Origin of the sequence: Sulfurospirillum multivorans DSM 12446 (genome assembly GCF_000568815.1) — a bacterium.
Taxonomy (GTDB): domain Bacteria; phylum Campylobacterota; class Campylobacteria; order Campylobacterales; family Sulfurospirillaceae; genus Sulfurospirillum; species Sulfurospirillum multivorans.
Genome location: NZ_CP007201.1, coordinates 2,881,017 through 2,894,974, shown reverse-complemented (window position 1 = coordinate 2,894,974; position 13,958 = coordinate 2,881,017). Strand labels below are relative to the sequence as shown.

At 41.3% G+C, this 13,958-nt stretch carries 15 protein-coding genes and 5 tRNA genes; 4 read left to right on the top strand and 16 right to left on the bottom strand.

The window, feature by feature from the left end; translation table 11 throughout:
* Positions 1 to 738: 738 nt before the first annotated feature.
* The 3 genes from SMUL_RS17725 to istA form a co-directional block, all read right to left on the bottom strand.
* Complete coding sequence (locus tag SMUL_RS17725) at positions 739 to 1,035, bottom strand: ATP-binding protein (protein ID WP_280938041.1); 297 nt, start codon at positions 1,033 to 1,035, stop codon at positions 739 to 741.
* 61 nt (positions 1,036 to 1,096) lie between these two features.
* Entirely contained in the window at positions 1,097 to 1,558 is a 462-nt protein-coding gene (locus tag SMUL_RS17720) for an ATP-binding protein (RefSeq protein WP_235674104.1), read from the bottom strand.
* A complete protein-coding gene (gene istA / locus SMUL_RS15000) occupies positions 1,549 to 2,637 on the bottom strand; it encodes an IS21 family transposase (RefSeq protein ID WP_169730532.1) in 1,089 nt (362 codons plus the stop codon). Before istA ends, SMUL_RS17720 begins: the two co-directional genes overlap by 10 nt.
* Before the next feature lie 143 nt (positions 2,638 to 2,780).
* On the opposite strand from istA, the gene SMUL_RS14995 reads away from it, so the two are divergent.
* Both SMUL_RS14995 and SMUL_RS14990 read left to right on the top strand, forming a co-directional pair.
* Positions 2,781 to 3,143, top strand: coding sequence for a hypothetical protein (locus tag SMUL_RS14995; protein WP_025346068.1), 363 nt, complete (start codon positions 2,781 to 2,783; stop codon positions 3,141 to 3,143).
* Positions 3,140 to 3,397: a helix-turn-helix domain-containing protein gene (locus tag SMUL_RS14990; RefSeq protein WP_025346067.1), complete on the top strand. Its 258-nt coding sequence runs from the start codon at positions 3,140 to 3,142 to the stop codon at positions 3,395 to 3,397. Before SMUL_RS14995 ends, SMUL_RS14990 begins: the two co-directional genes overlap by 4 nt.
* Before the next feature lie 121 nt (positions 3,398 to 3,518).
* Here the strand turns inward: SMUL_RS14990 and SMUL_RS14985 are convergent.
* From SMUL_RS14985 to tig, 13 genes are all read right to left on the bottom strand, one after another.
* A tRNA-Leu gene (locus tag SMUL_RS14985) sits at positions 3,519 to 3,603 on the bottom strand.
* Between the two features lie 46 nt (positions 3,604 to 3,649).
* Positions 3,650 to 3,726 (bottom strand) — tRNA-Arg (locus tag SMUL_RS14980).
* 16 nt (positions 3,727 to 3,742) lie between these two features.
* A tRNA-Arg gene (locus SMUL_RS14975) sits at positions 3,743 to 3,819 on the bottom strand.
* 18 nt (positions 3,820 to 3,837) lie between these two features.
* Positions 3,838 to 3,914 (bottom strand) — tRNA-His (locus tag SMUL_RS14970).
* Between the two features lie 21 nt (positions 3,915 to 3,935).
* Positions 3,936 to 4,013, bottom strand: a tRNA-Pro gene (locus tag SMUL_RS14965).
* Between the two features lie 79 nt (positions 4,014 to 4,092).
* Positions 4,093 to 4,884, bottom strand: coding sequence for a thiazole synthase (locus SMUL_RS14960; protein WP_025346066.1), 792 nt, complete (start codon positions 4,882 to 4,884; stop codon positions 4,093 to 4,095).
* 1 nt (position 4,885) lies between these two features.
* Complete coding sequence (purN, locus tag SMUL_RS14955) at positions 4,886 to 5,464, bottom strand: phosphoribosylglycinamide formyltransferase (protein WP_025346065.1); 579 nt, start codon at positions 5,462 to 5,464, stop codon at positions 4,886 to 4,888.
* Positions 5,455 to 6,852, bottom strand: coding sequence for a bifunctional ADP-dependent NAD(P)H-hydrate dehydratase/NAD(P)H-hydrate epimerase (locus tag SMUL_RS14950; RefSeq protein WP_025346064.1), 1,398 nt, complete (start codon positions 6,850 to 6,852; stop codon positions 5,455 to 5,457). The genes purN and SMUL_RS14950 overlap by 10 nt, the downstream gene beginning before the upstream one ends.
* A 9-nt stretch (positions 6,853 to 6,861) precedes the next feature.
* Positions 6,862 to 8,397, bottom strand: coding sequence for a YifB family Mg chelatase-like AAA ATPase (locus tag SMUL_RS14945; protein ID WP_025346063.1), 1,536 nt, complete (start codon positions 8,395 to 8,397; stop codon positions 6,862 to 6,864).
* 2 nt (positions 8,398 to 8,399) lie between these two features.
* On the bottom strand, positions 8,400 to 8,915 hold the full coding sequence (gene def, locus SMUL_RS14940; protein WP_025346062.1) for a peptide deformylase: 516 nt from the start codon (positions 8,913 to 8,915) through the stop codon (positions 8,400 to 8,402).
* Positions 8,912 to 9,937, bottom strand: a complete 1,026-nt coding sequence (locus SMUL_RS14935) for a GGDEF domain-containing protein (RefSeq protein WP_025346061.1) — start codon at positions 9,935 to 9,937, stop codon at positions 8,912 to 8,914. The genes def and SMUL_RS14935 overlap by 4 nt, the downstream gene beginning before the upstream one ends.
* Before the next feature lie 84 nt (positions 9,938 to 10,021).
* Positions 10,022 to 10,612 carry an ATP-dependent Clp endopeptidase proteolytic subunit ClpP gene (clpP, locus tag SMUL_RS14930; protein ID WP_025346060.1) on the bottom strand — a complete coding sequence of 197 codons (591 nt, stop codon included), beginning with the start codon at positions 10,610 to 10,612 and terminating at the stop codon, positions 10,022 to 10,024.
* Positions 10,612 to 11,910 carry a trigger factor gene (gene tig, locus SMUL_RS14925; RefSeq protein ID WP_025346059.1) on the bottom strand — a complete coding sequence of 433 codons (1,299 nt, stop codon included), beginning with the start codon at positions 11,908 to 11,910 and terminating at the stop codon, positions 10,612 to 10,614. Before tig ends, clpP begins: the two co-directional genes overlap by 1 nt.
* A 128-nt stretch (positions 11,911 to 12,038) precedes the next feature.
* Between tig and folE the strand changes: the two genes are divergently transcribed.
* Positions 12,039 to 12,614, top strand: a complete 576-nt coding sequence (gene folE, locus SMUL_RS14920; protein ID WP_025346058.1) for a GTP cyclohydrolase I FolE — start codon at positions 12,039 to 12,041, stop codon at positions 12,612 to 12,614.
* Complete coding sequence (gene fliI, locus SMUL_RS14915; protein ID WP_025346057.1) at positions 12,614 to 13,918, top strand: flagellar protein export ATPase FliI; 1,305 nt, start codon at positions 12,614 to 12,616, stop codon at positions 13,916 to 13,918. The genes folE and fliI overlap by 1 nt, the downstream gene beginning before the upstream one ends.
* Positions 13,919 to 13,958 lie beyond the last annotated feature (40 nt).

The window sequence follows — 13,958 nt, the reverse complement described above, 5'->3', positions numbered from 1 at the left end:
ATTAATCTTTTACTATAATAAATAAAACTTTAAGATACAAAATATTAGAACTTATATTGTTGAATATAAAGAAATATACGTATAGTTGGATTAAGAGAGATAAAAGATACAAAAATTACAATCCATGATGTAATGACACATATAATTGCCAATGTCAAAGAAAAGCTCCTAAATCTTAAAGTAATAAAAGTGATAGTATTTAAAATTTTGTTTCAAGGCTAATCAAAAATGTCAACAATAGAAGATCAAATAGAATTTAATTTTATGAAGTTTCAAAAGAATTTAAAGCTGAAAAGACGTATAAATAAGGATGGTCTTTTAACTCCACTCCACTTATCAAATAACTCACTGAAGAAGCTCTTGAAGCAGAGAGACTCTATTATATGCTTGGAGGAGAAGTAAACTGTAAAAATGGCTTAGAGAGTTTTTGTGAACTTGAAACCACAAGAGATCGAAACGTCGAACTTCAAATAGATAAACAACATCTAAACTACCATCTCAGATAAGATCGAAAAGAAAATTCTTTTGATGTATAGTGATCTGGCTATACTTATCATTTCTGTGTCCTAATAAGTGTAGCCAGATCATTTTGTGTTGACAGATCAATATGAATATGTCGCTTCCCCTTTTAAAGATATCTATTAAATTTCTATAGCCACTGCAACCATAAGTGCTATCACTGTCAAGCGAAGCGCAGAACTGGTCAGTTTTTAATGTAAAAAAGTTGCGAATTGAAACTTAAACCACCTCTTTATTTTGACCTTCTATGTTTGAAGATTTAGCTTCAAACTTATAGATTTCTGAGTGTAAAACTCCTGTTTGTTTCTTCTCTTTAAGTCGGTAGCTATCTCCTTGAATATTGATGATATGTGAGTGATGTAATACCCGATCTAATATGGCAGTAGTGACTATTTTATCCCCTGCAAACACTTGAACCCATTTACTGAATACTAAATTGGATGTAAAGATGGTGGAGCTTTTTTCATAGCGTTTAGAAATAATTTGAAAGAAGTGATTGGCTTCTTCTTTGCTCATGTTAAATATCCAATTTCGTCAACAACAAGAACCCGATGGAGAGGCGATAGATTTTAAGAAGCTATCCATATTTTTTCTCTTTTTTAGCTCTATTGGCACTACTTAAAAGCTCACTAATGGTGGTAAATCTTACCTTATAGCGATGTTGCACCGCTTTTAATGCTAGCGCAATAGCAAGATGTGTTTTACCCACACCACTTTCTCCTAAGAGGATGATGTTCTCATGCTTTTTAACAAATATTAGGCTTGAGAGTTCTTCAATCTGTTTACGGTTCACACCAACGGAGAAAGTGTAATCAAACTGCTCTAATGTCTTAATAACGGGGAATCCTGCAAGTTTGGTCAGCATATTTTTAGACCTTCCTAGTCTATTATCTACTTCCACTCGTAATACCTCCTCTAAGAACTGTGTATATTGCCAATTCTCTTTAGCTGCCATACTGGCAATATCATGATATTTTTCGCCTATGATAGAGAGCTTGAGCTCTTTACATAACTCATCGATAGACGTATCTAACTCCATAATGCACCACCATAAAATCCAACAGGAAGGATGATATTTGCAACCATGGGTATAAACTCATCGTAACATTGAATGTCTCTATTGGGGATATACAATTTTTCCAAGTCTTTGTGAGAATTGATTGGAGAATATTTTTTAGCTACACTTTCAATCAAAGCTTTAGGGTGGATTCCTTGATAGGCTTTAGGCACAGGAAGTAGCTGTAACTGCTCCTGTGCTAACAACTCAAATGGCATCTGTAATGTCGTTTGGTGGATGCGTTTATTGGCGGTATTGTCCAACCATTTTAGAACTTCCGCATTTGCATTATCAAGCGTTAATGTGTAATGTTTCATCGCTAGTCTCACTCTCAATCCATTATGAAAGTTATACCGCAGATAATGGTTAAATCTCTCTACTTTTCCTTTGGTCTTAGCACGATATGGTTTACATACTTTGATACTAAATCCACAATGTTTAGCAAAGTCAGCAAACAAGGGATTGAATCTATGATCACCTTTACCATAGTCATTGCGCGACAATATAACCGTTTTCATATTGTCATAGAGACAGTCCCTAGGAACACCACCAAAGTAGGCAAAAGCGTTCATATGGCACCCTATCAAGGTCTCAATCTTCTCATTATTAACATATTCCACATAAGATGCCCTAGAGTAACCCATCGTCGCCACAAAGGCGGATAAATTATCTTTGGGAAACTCTACCCAATCGACCTGCATTTGCTGGGCGGGTTTGGTTTCAAAGCGTATAATAGGTTCATCACTCTTTGCCCGAGCTCTAAGCTCATAACGCCCAATGACTTGCTGTAGCCAACGTAAACTTCCATCGTATCCAAGCTTCTTGATCTCTTCATAAATGACGGTTAAGGGTATTTCACTTTTCTGTTGCTCTGCCATCTCTAGCATCTTTGCAATATGGGGAAGGTAGGGATCAACACTATTGATGACGGGAGGTCGATTAATATGGGGAACATAATCATCAGGAAGATTGGCATAGCGCCTTACAGTTTCTCTTGAAATACCTAACTTTCGTGCAATGGCACTTTTACTAAAACCCTCAGCTAAAAACTTCTTTATCATTTTAATTTCACCTTTTTTTAACACCAAACTCCTTTCCAAAAATTTGAAAATGGAGTTTAACCAATTTAACTTGGTTTCTTAAGGTTTTAAATCAAAATGCAACTCTTTAATTACATTTTCTACTGACCAGTTTAGCACTTCGTTTGACACTAGGGGTAGTCCATGACGTAGACAAGGCTAGTCTACCGTGTAGACAAGTATATGAACCATCAATTAACCATCATTATGAATCTTCATTTAACCTCTCTCTTGAGAAAGTTGATTTTAAAACTTTTAAAAAAGAGCTTCTTAGATTATTCCCGAATTTTGAGTTTAAATTACCATATCCAAATAAATTTAATTATATTAAAGAGCATCAAGGTTTTTGTTTCAAAAATGACTTGATTTATGATTTTCATACTCAAAAGTTTATGCAAAAAGAAGAGAGCTTTGAAATGTGGAACTATCTTTTCCAAGAAAAAGATAAATTCTTCGAACTCGCTAAAGCGCAAAAGGAGATCGCATGATCGAAGAACTAGTTGTAATCACTAAATCAGATCTTGCAAATCTAATTAAAAATGCAGTCAAACAAGTTTTTTTAGAGCAAAAGCTTGATAAGTACGCTAATCGTCAAAAATTTGCGCCAAAAGAGGCGGCAGAGTTTACAGGGCGAAAAGAATCGTATATTCGTATGTTAATTCGAGATGGTAAAATTCCATTCGCCAAAGAAGGGAAACCTGTTATTTTGTTTCGTAAAGATCTTCTTCCTCTCAAAAAATAGAGATATTGAATGTTAGAATGCCTAAAATATTTAATTATCTTAGTAATCTACCGTCACCTATTTCGTCACCTAGTAAAAAGTTTGAGGATTATAATTTGTTTGAAAGTCCCTAAAATAGGGATGGTGCGGATAAAGAGACTCGAACTCCCATGCCTTGCGGCACCAGATCCTAAGTCTGGCGTGTCTACCAATTTCACCATATCCGCACACAACAGTAGTAAATTTTGCGAAGCTGAAGCTTCGTCTTAAGGGTGGTACGCCCTACACGATTCGAACGTGTGACCTACGCCTTAGAAGGGCGTTGCTCTATCCAGCTGAGCTAAGAGCGCATCTTCTCGGTTTAGGTGGTGCGCTCGAAAGGAGTCGAACCTACAACCTACGGATCCGAAGTCCGTTGCTCTATCCAATTGAGCTACGAGCGCATAAACCGCTCTAAACAATGGGGTGAGTGATGGGGATCGAACCCACGACCCTCAGAACCACAACCTGATGCTCTAACCGACTGAGCTACACCCACCATCATTTTAAAATTATGACATGGTCGGGGCGAAAGGATTCGAACCTTCGACCCCCTGGTCCCAAACCAGGTGCGCTGACCAGACTGCGCTACGCCCCGACATTTAAAAAAACCTAAGATGGTCTTTTTAAGGCTGAAATTCTAGCCAAAATCCAGCCTTTTGTCAAGGAAAAGTTTTTTAAGCTTTTGGCTGGAATTCGATCAGTCCTTCTGTGGGTGAACTTGCGGTGGCAAAAGGCTTTTTGGCGATTCTTCCCGCAAGGTAACTCGCACGTCCCGCAAGGACAGCATATTTCATCGCTTCAGCCATCACAATAGGGTTCTTCGCTTGCGCAATCGCCGTGTTGGTTAGTACGCCATCGGCACCTATTTCCATCGCAATCGCCGCGTCACTCGCACAGCCGATACCTGCATCAACGATAACAGGAATATTGACCGCTTCTTTAATAAACAGAACGTTGTAACGATTTTGAATGCCTAGCCCACTGCCAATCGGAGAAGCCAAAGGCATCACTGCGGCACTTCCAGCGTTCTCAAGACGCTTTGCCATAATCGGGTCATCATTGGTGTAGGTCATGATGGTAAAACCATCTCGTGCCAAAACTTCACACGCTTTAAGGGTTTCCATGACATCGGGGTAGAGGGTTTTTGCGGTATCGCCGATAACTTCGAGTTTGATCAGATCAAGCCCTGTTGCTTCTCTCACCATTCTGAAAAGCGTAATGGCATCTTCTGCCGTGGTGCAGCCTGCGGAGTTTGGGAGCAGTTTAATGTCAGTCCCTTTGAAGTAGTCCATGAGATTTTCTTCGTTCGGATTGGTAATGTTGACACGACGTACTGCGACGGTGATGAGTTTTGAGCCACTGGCAAGTGTTGCATCTTTGGTGGTTTGAAAGTCAGGGTATTTACCGCTTCCGACGATCAAACGGCTTGCAAATTCGATATTTCCAACTTTAAGAATGTCGTTCATTTTAGTTCCTATTGAGTAAATTTTTCACGGTTTCGGGAAGGAGTTCGTGTTCAAGTGTGTGGATTTTAGCTTCAAAATCTTCTAAGCTCATGCCTTCACTTTTCTCAAAACAGCGTTGCGCGATGATTTCACCACCATCGAGCTCTTCACTGACGTAGTGAACGCTGATGCCAGCGACCTTCATCGGTGAATCAAAGCTCTCTTTTATAGCATTGCCTCCCTTAAAAAGTGGAAGGAGTGAGGGATGTAAATTGATCGCTTTAACCTGTTGTGTGAAATACGGGGTGAGAAAACGCATAAAGCCAGCCAGCACGGTCAGTTCGGCACCACTGTGATGGATAGCCTCGACAAGGGCTTCATCAAAGGCTTCACGGCTCTCATAGCGCGCATGATCGATGATGAGAGGTTCTATGCCGTAACTGCGTGACTTTTCGATTCCTGCGGCGTTGGGGCGGTTGCAAATGGCGATTGCAACTTTGATTTTACAGTGTTCAAATACTTGATTGTGAAGGCACGCGAGCAATTTTTCCAAATTACTTCCTTCTCCACTGAATAAAATAGCAATTTTCTTTATAACCATTTAAGACCTTTACAAATATCCATCGGGGTGAGCGCAAAATTATTACATGTAAACTTACGTGAGACGAGTGCATGCGCCAAAGAGGCACTGATTGCCGCATCTTTTGGGGTGTAGCCTTGGGCTAAAAGTGCTCCTATCATGCCAGACATGACATCGCCACTGCCGCCTTTGGCAAGGGAAGGCGTGCCATAGGTGTTGATGAAAAGCTCGCCCTTGTGCGCGATGATGGTGTTTGCACCTTTGAGAACGAGTACGACATGGGGAAAGGCAAGGCTGAAATGTTTGGCGTGTTTAAAGCGGTTAGCTTGGATCATTTCGACACTGATTTTTTCTTTACATGTAAGCTCTAAAATCGCGCTAAATTCTTTGGGGTGTGGGGTTAAAACGACGGGTTTTTTGGATGCGATGATGTCGTTTATCAGCGGATGATGTGATAATGAAGCATCGATAACTAGGGGTAGTGTGTTGGAGAGCAAAAGCGTTTTAAGCGCTGCATCATCAAATGGCATTTCAAGCCCCATGCCTGCGACAATCACATTGGCATTTTTGGGCAGTGTATCGCTGTGCATCAGATAAATAGGCAATTTTTTTGGCTTTTCGCCAAGAAGTGTCACAAGCCCAGCGCCAAAATGAAATGCGCCCATTCCTGCAAGTCGTGCCGCGCCCTCTTTGGCGCCTTGCACAATGGCAACGTGTCCAAAAGTGCCTTTGTTGCTGTTTTTTTTGATGCGAAGTGGGAGTTTGAGATCGCTTTTACGAAGCAGAAAGTTGGAGCTAGGTGTTTCATACTGATTTCGCGCGATGCCCAGATTGGCGACTTTGATATCACCTATGGCGTCTTTAACCGTGTCATTCAAAAGAGCTAGCTTCAAAGCGCCCATCGTCACGGTTTCATTGGCTTTGAAAATGACAGGACTCAGCGTTAAATCATTCAAAATGCCACTGGGAATGTCGCAGGCAATTTTGTAGCCTTGCTTCGCGTTGAGTGTTTCGAGCAGTTTACATGTAAGATCATCTAAAGGACGATTGAGCCCCGCGCCAAAGAGTGCATCGATGTAGATATCAGCATCGACGAGTTCATTGACCACGACAACACCCACTTTTTTGGCACGTTCTAGTTGGCGTTTGGCAAGCTCAGATTTAAGCTCATAGGGGAGATAAAGGCTCACATGATACATGCCATGAAGCAACCGTGCCGCAACAATGCCATCCGCTCCATTGTTCCCCATGCCACAGACAAAGAGCGCACTCTTTTTACATGTAAGCTTTTTTTTCACAGCGCGAGCGAGCGCAAGCCCTGCATGTTCCATCAAAATTTCAGGAGTTAAATCAAAATTTTTATAACAACGCTCATCTAAACGGTTTGTTTCTTCATAGACGTACTGCATCGGTTTCTCCTAACGCTTACGGAAGCTCAAAGCTTCTAAAAGATGCTCTTGTAAGATCAATTCACTCTGTGCCAAATCGGCGATGGAGCGCGCAATGCGAAGCACTTTGTGGATACTTCGCTGACTCAGCCCTAAGCGACTTTGTGCCATTTCTAAACTCTCATTTGCTTTTGCTTCGAGGGTGCAAAAACGCATCGTGTTGTGCTCATCTAGTTTGCCATTGAGCTCATTTTGCCCACGACTTTTTTGCATGACAAAGGCTTTTAGCACCTGTTCAAACATCTCTTTTGAGCTGAGACCTTGCTCTTTAGAACTCTCTTCGCTCATCTGAATGTACAGATCGATTCTATCCATAATGGGTTCAGAGATGCGGTTTTTATAGCGATTGATCTCGACTTCAGAACAACGACACTCGTGTGTTTGGCTAAAAAGATTGCCACATGGGCAAGGATTTTGAGCCGCGGCAAACAGAAATTTGGTCGCGTAACTTACTTTGGTATTGACCCGAGAGATGAGGACGCGATGATCTTCTAAAGGTTCTCGAAGGCTCTCCAAAACGGTTTTGGAAAAGTTGGGAAATTCGTCAAAAAACAAAATGCCATTGTGAGCGAGCGCGATTTCACCTGCGCGGCTTTGGGTGCTTCCACCACCAAAGATGGAAGGACGCGAAGAGGTGTGATGTGGCGACCTAAAAGGGCGCAAGGGGCTTAGCTCCACGTCCTCTTCTTGGAGTGATTGATAGGCGTTTGACTCTAAAATTTCTTCGATGCTTTGAGGGGGTAAAATGTAGCGAAGGCGTTTGATGCTCATACTTTTGCCGCATCCCGGGCTTCCTTCCATGAGAAGGTTGTGCATGCCCGCTGCGGCGATGAGCATGGCGCGTTTGGCACGGTGTTGTCCTAAAACATCGCTAAAATCGAGTGGAAACTGCGTGCTGTAAAAGTAGCGTTTATTTTCAATGTCCAAAGCATTCTCGCAAAAATTTTGGTGTGGAGTAGGCACTTCAGTCTCAAAGCGTTTTTCTTTGAAAAAAAGCAGGGCATCACGCAGGGTTTCAACACCAAATGCCTCAATATTAGGGATTTGGTGCACTTTGGCGAGGAGTTCATTGGGAACCAAGACGCGAAGGTTAGGTGTGTGCGAAGCTAAGGAAAGGATAATCGGAAACATGGAGTTTGTTTTCTTGATTTTGCCATCAAGTCCTAGCTCTCCGAAGATGAAAAAATCTTTACATGTAAAGCGTTCTTTTTGAATGGCAATAAGCAGGGCCGTGACCAAATCAAAGTGGCTTCCCTCTTTTTTAAGATCAGAAGGGGAGAGATTAATCGTAATCTTTTGGGAAGGAAATTGGAAATCGATGCTCGAAAGGGCTGATTTTACGCGCTCGCGTGACTCTTGGATGGAAACATCGGTAAGGCCGACAATATTAAATCCAGGAAGGGCTCGAACAAGGGTTGATTCTACATCAACCTCATAAGCTTTGTTCCCAAATAGCGTGGCGCACTTTGCATGTTTGACCTTGGAGAGTGCAACAGCTTCTTCCACGATTATTTACCCGCTTTTTGCTTTTTTTTCCACTCTTTGTCAAATTTTTTACGTTTTAAATAAGAGAGTTTTTCGATAAAAAGACGACCTTTGAGGTGGTCCATCTCGTGTTGTACGGCAATTGCCATCAGATCGGTAAACTCTTCTTCGCATCGGTTGCCATCTCGATCACAATAAACAACTTTAATATGCGCAGCACGCTCGATTTCATCGTAATATCCAGGGACACTTAAACATCCCTCTTGATAAATCGTAATACCATCTTTTTCAAGAATGACGGGATTGATCATTTCATAGAGAGTTTCAGCTGTTTGGTACCCTTCTTCATCGACAAGATTGATGATGAGTACGTTCAAAGGCACACCCACTTGAATCGCCGCAAGCCCAATACCCTCTTTGGCAACCATTGTTTCGTACATATCGTGTAAAAGCGTGTGCAAATGCACATCAAAATGCGTCACCTCTTTGGAGGTCTCTCTTAAAAGCTTATTGGGATAAACAAGAATCTCTCTAATCATAGCTCCTCGCTTGGGAGGGAAGGCGTGCACACAATGTAAGGAACAAATTTTTTACCTGTGTGCGGGAGTTCTTCAAGCGTTGCAGAAATAAACTCCTCGGAATTATGCTCGGTATCGAGGGCAACGATGGAAAGCTCGATGTCTGTTTCAACTTCGCCTGTTCCCACAAAAAAGCTGGTTTGATAGACCAGTTCACTGATACGATCGCACGCTTTTTTCGCACTCGTAATATCAGTATGTTTGAGAATCATCGCAAAAATGCCATCGCCAAAATGCGCTACAATATCGCTTCTGCGAGACGTTTTCAGAAGCAATTTAGCAATGTTGCGCACAACGGTGTCTTTGTCTTTTTTATTGACAATCTTCTCCAACGTATCTTCTTTAACGCGCGCTAACACCAAAGAGCTTGAATGCGCATAATTTTTAATCAATTTGATCTCATCTTGGAGCGATTTAAGCAGGTATCTGCGATTGTAAACACCGTATTTGACATCAAAAATAGATTGGTTATCGACCTCTTGCAGGATCGTTGTTGTTTTTTGGTAATAATCTTTTAAAAGATCAATTTGCTTGGTGGTCAACGCAAACATTTTATTAAGATCTTCACTCAGCGTTGAGATAATATTTTGAATCGAAAGTGGGTTAGAGTTTATCTCTAGCTGGGTTGAGCGTTTTTTGATAATCTCTTGCATGACATTAAGGTTGCGATAGACCGTAGAAACCACTTGCATAATGTTTTTAATCTGCGCAAAACCCTCTTTCACTTCGCGCTCAATGCGTGCATGATTTTCATCATTGTTTGTATTTTCTAGATCCAAAAAGTCATTAATGCGTTTTCTAAACGCAACGGGTTTACTCTCTAAAAGTTTGTCAAAATAGATCTGAAAATTGGTAGGGGTGGGAGGGATATTTTCATCTCCCAACACCTTGAGTACCAACGCGGCAAATTTTTCAAGCTCCACATTAGAAGCTTGAGGAACAATAGGCTCTTTAGGAATGGGCGGGGGGTGGAGCTTGCTCAATCGAATCATCCTTGACATCGATATTATAAACACCCGTCTTCCCTTTTTCTTTGTTAAAACGAACCATTGTTTGCCTTCTTTATGTTATTTAAAACTTTTATCTAATACTTTATCAATTAAACCGTATGCACTTGACTCTTCCGCACTCATGAAAAAGTCTCTCTCTGTATCTTTGATGATTTTAGGGAGTTTTTGTGAACAGTTTTTTGCCAAAATTTCATTGAGCACTTGTTTCATTCTCAAAATTTCTTTCGCTTGAATCTCAATGTCGGTTGCTTGTCCTTGAGCACCACCTAAGGGTTGGTGAATCATAATGCGTGCATTTGGAAGCGCGTAACGTTTACCTTTGGCGCCAGAGCTAAGTAAAAATGCTCCCATGGATGCCGCTTGACCGATACAAATAGTGCTGATATCGGGTCTGACATAATTCATCGTGTCATAGATGCTAAAACCACTGGTAATAACACCACCCGGAGAGTTGATGTAAAGATAGATGTCTTTTTCAGGATCTTCCGCTTCAAGGAAAAGTAGCTGTGCAACAATGGAAGAAGCAACAACATCATTAATCTCACCGCTAAGCATGATGATACGATCTTTTAAAAGGCGAGAATAGATGTCATAACTTCTTTCCCCTCGACCCGTTTTTTCGATAACGACTGGAACATAATAGCTCATTATTTACCTTTAGTAAAAAGCTTTGTGAAGAGTCTCTCTTCAATGATGGACATTTTAATCGCTGGAAGAACACCTTGTTTCTCATAATACTCTAGGTACTCTTTTGGATTTGCACCTTGTTGCATCGCTTCAAAGTAGATCATTTGAAGGACTTCTTGGTCACTGACATTAATCCCTTCTTGTTTGGCTAGTTCGTCAACAATAAAGGTAAGTTTAACACTTTTTTCTGACTCTGTTCTAAACTCTTCTCGTTTTTCTTTGATTTTCTCAGGATTGCCTGCATATTCTTTGATTTCGTCTTCACTGAGCTTTCCAAACACGCCACGCATTTGAAGATCAATCTCTTGGTCAACGATGTTTTCTGGTAAGTCAAGAGCGAGTTTTTCTAAAATATTTTCAACAAATTTAGGTTTGACTTCATCGTTGAAAAGTTTTGCAAGTTTTTCATTGCGGATTTCGGTCTCAATTTGCTCTTCAAGTACGGCTAACGTTGGAGTTTCAACCCCTGGAAGTAATTTTTTGATCATCTCTTCACTTGGTGTTTCAGGAACATCTTTGACTTTGATCTCTTTAATGGTGACTTTAAACACCGTTGGTTTACCTGCAAGGTCTTTGTTTCCGTAAGTCTCTGGGAACGTTACTGCAATATCTTTGCTTTTGCTACTGACTTTGAGTCCGATAATGCCATCTTCAAAACCTGGGATAAATGATCCACTTCCGATTTCAAGGGTATAGCTCTCCGCTTTTCCACCTTCAAACGCGACACCATCGACAAAACCTTCAAAATCGATCACAACAAAGTCGCCTGATTTAACAGCACGTTTTTCTTCAACGGTTTTAAGCTCAGCAACCAGTGCTAACGTTTTCTCAAGTCGCTCACTGATCTCTTTTTTCGTTACTTTTGGCGCTTTGTATTCAGGTACGCACTCTTTGTAGCCTTCAACAACTACGGTTGGTTTAAATGAAAGTTTCATCACAAGTTCTAACCCGCCCTCTTTCTCTTCAAATTTTGAGAAACTTGGCTCTCCAACAACAAGGTCTGCTTTAACATCAAGTTCAGCCAAAGCTTTCGTGTAAAGTTCTCTGAGAACTTCGGTTTGTGCGTCTTCTTTAAGTTGTTTGCCGTAACGTGCTTTAACGATGTGTGCAGGAACCTTTCCTTTTCTAAACCCATCCACTTTCATATTTGAAGCAGCCGATGCAATCATCTTCTCTTCTTTCTTTTGTAAAAGTGCAGGTGAAATAGTCGCTTCAACTGCAGCATTAGCACTATTAGTACGGTTAACTTTAATTTGCATAAAATCCCTTTTCGATATAAAATTTTGCTCAAATATAGCAAAAATTTGCTTTTAAGTCGCTTTTTATCCATTAAAAAGCAAAAAGCAGATAAAATATCTCGTCTTAATTTTAACAGAAGTGAATCACAATGCAACGAAGAGAAGAGTTCGAACAAGCCGTTAAAACGATGTTAGAAATCATCGGTGAAAATACCGAGCGTGAGGGGCTTTTAAAGACACCAACACGTGTGTTTAAAGCGTATGAACATATGACACAAGGCTATCATCAAAGTCCCAATGAAGTTTTAGGTGAGGCACTTTTTGAGAGCGATAATAACCAAATGGTACTGATTAAAGATATAGAATTTTATTCGATGTGTGAACATCACCTTTTACCGATTATTGGACGCGCGCATGTTGCCTACATTCCGAATGGAAAAGTCGTTGGACTTTCTAAAATTCCTCGTATGGTTGACATTTTTGCCCGTCGTCTTCAAATTCAAGAACAACTCACTGAACAGATCGCTAAAGCGATTGATGATGTCATTGCTCCTAAAGGCGTGGGTGTTGTCATTCAAGCGCGCCATATGTGCATGGAAATGCGAGGCGTTGAAAAAACACACTCCAACACCACTACATCAGCCCTTCGAGGACTTTTTCTCAAAGCAGATACGCGAAAAGAGTTTTTTGACATCATTAATGCACCACAGGCTAATCGCTACTAATGCCACTCGAACGCCTCAAAAAACAACTTAACGGTAAAAGCCTCTCTCCCATGTTTGGCACGATCACCAAAATCAGCTCCACGACCATTGAGGCGTGTGGACTAAGACCCAGTATTGGCGATATTGTCAAAATCGTCTCTTTGGATGGTCATAAAAGTGAGCTTGGCATGATCACGGAAGTGGATCGCAACTCCTTTTTTATCTCTCCTTTTGGTTTTATTGAAGGCTTCAAAACAGGCGATAAAGTGTTTATCAGCGAGCAGGGCATGATGATTCCTGTGGGCGAAGAGCTTCTTGGACGCGTGGTTGATCCGTTTATTCGCCCCAAAGATGGCAAAGGAACGATAGGTGCAAGTTCACAAGCACCGATCATGAAAGCGCCACTTGATCCGATGAAACGAGGGCTTATTAACGAGCCATTTCGTGTCGGTGTCAAGACCATTGATGGACTTTTAACCTGTGGCAAAGGTCAGAAAATGGGCATTTTCGCAGGAAGTGGTGTGGGTAAGTCCACGCTGATGGGCATGATCGTTAAAGGGGCTGAAGCTTCCATTAAAGTCGTAGCGCTCATAGGGGAACGTGGACGTGAGGTGCCTGAGTTTATTGAAAAAAACTTAGGCGGTAACCTTGAAAATACTGTAATTGTGGTTGCAACCAGCGATGATTCGCCTTTGATGCGCAAATACGGTGCCTTTTCAGCGATGAGCATTGCCGAGTATTTTAAAGACCAAGGACGCGATGTTCTGTTTATGATGGATTCTGTGACACGTTTTGCAATGGCACAACGTGAAATTGGTCTGTCTTTGGGTGAGCCACCCACCTCTAAAGGCTACCCGCCTTCTGTTTTGGCTCTTTTGCCTCAACTCATGGAGCGAGCGGGAAAAGAAGAGGGCAAAGGCTCGATTACAGCGTTCTTTACGGTACTTGTTGAAGGTGATGATCTAAGCGATCCGATTGCCGATCAGTCTCGGAGTATTTTGGATGGTCACATCGTGCTGAGTCGTGAGCTTACCGATTATGGTATTTATCCTCCCATTAGCATTCAAAACAGTGCTTCAAGGGTTATGGGGGATGTCATCGATGCCGAGCATAAAAAAGCGGCGATGCGTTTTAAACGGCTCAATTCCATTTTGAAAGAGAACGAAGTTCTCGTCCGCATCGGTGCATACGAAAAGGGCAACGATAAAGAACTCGATATGGCGATCAATAAAAAAGAGAAGATGAATGGCTTTTTACAGCAAGCGCCCGAAGAGGTTTTTGAGTTTGAAGCAACCGTTGCTGAGTTAAAACAGATTATTGCCTAAATTTCTTTAGTATTTTTTAATATAGAAAATACTAGTATTC